At 28.1% G+C, this 1,036-nt stretch carries 1 protein-coding gene; it reads right to left on the bottom strand.

Annotated elements, in window-relative coordinates; translation table 11 throughout:
• Positions 1-160 precede the first annotated feature (160 nt).
• The gene (locus QVO42_RS10390; RefSeq protein ID WP_022426034.1) at positions 161-1,018 is read right to left on the bottom strand and encodes a hypothetical protein; all 858 of its coding nucleotides are present in this window, start codon (positions 1,016-1,018) and stop codon (positions 161-163) included.
• Between the last annotated feature and the right edge of the window lie 18 nt (positions 1,019-1,036).

A 1,036-nucleotide genomic window follows, 5' to 3' on the forward strand; every position in this document is an offset into this window, starting at 1 on the left:
CTTATACATAATCACTAGATAAGTAATATTCAAAATCAAGGTGACATAGTTACTTGTAAGGAGAATATAGATGAAGTTTACTCTTTTACTTAATCTAGTGATTACAGGAATAAGAAGAATCAAAATAATAAGTGAAATAGTGTCCTGTTTCTTAATAAGTTTAAGTAGTGGAGTCATGATAATCCCTCATTCCAAAAAGAATAGATGACAAAAGATAATAGAGTAATGCCGTACCAATATAGAAGAGATGAGGATTGTTGTTGAGAACAGGACTTTTAATAATGCTTGGAGTAAGAATATTAATGATATTAAGGAAATAAGCCAATGTGGCAGTCAAGCTTCCTGATGTATTATAGAATGTATGAGATAAAACTGACGCACCAATATAAAGAATAAGAGATACAAGTAATCCAAGTGTTCTATAGAGATAAACATTCTTAATAAAATACTGTAATGAGAACAAGAAATCAGAAAAGAGTGCATAACCAATTGATGAAAGAATCATATAAATAATAAGATTTAGAAGTAATGAACTAGATAATAGATTAGTCTGTCTTGTCGCATTCATATAGATTGGATTAATAGAAAAGGATATCTTAAAAAAGAAAAGATGAATGATTAGTATTGTAAGTAGATGAGTCATAAAAATAAGAATAAATGTCGCAAGAAAATTGAATTGTCTTTCCTTTTTATGATAAAGAGAAGAAGACATGCGTGTTATCAGAAAATGATTGAATTTATTATGCTCATATAGTAAGAAATCAGCACTAATGATACTAGGCAAAATGAGAGTAGTAAGGACATATAATATAAGTGTCAATCCTGAATCCTGTAAGTAATAAAAGAAGTCTAAACCCATTTCAGGATCCTTTGATTTCATGAGTATCATTTCTTTTTCAGGAATAGAACTAAAAGCCCCTTTATAACTGATGAATATTCCTACAATAACTACAATGAAATAAATAGAAAATAAGAGAAGTTTCTTTTTGGATTTAAATAAGTAGAAGAATTGTTTCATAAATTACCTCCTTAATAT

Source organism: Catenibacterium sp. CAG:290 (genome assembly GCF_000437715.1).
In the GTDB taxonomy this organism is placed as follows: Bacteria; Bacillota_I; Bacilli_A; order Erysipelotrichales; family Coprobacillaceae; genus Catenibacterium; species Catenibacterium mitsuoka_A.

Excerpts from the sequence above, each read along its gene's own strand:
- QVO42_RS10390 (WP_022426034.1), bottom strand. The coding sequence starts at position 1,018 with ATGAAACAATTCTTCTACTTATTTAAATCCAAAAAGAAACTTCTCTTA.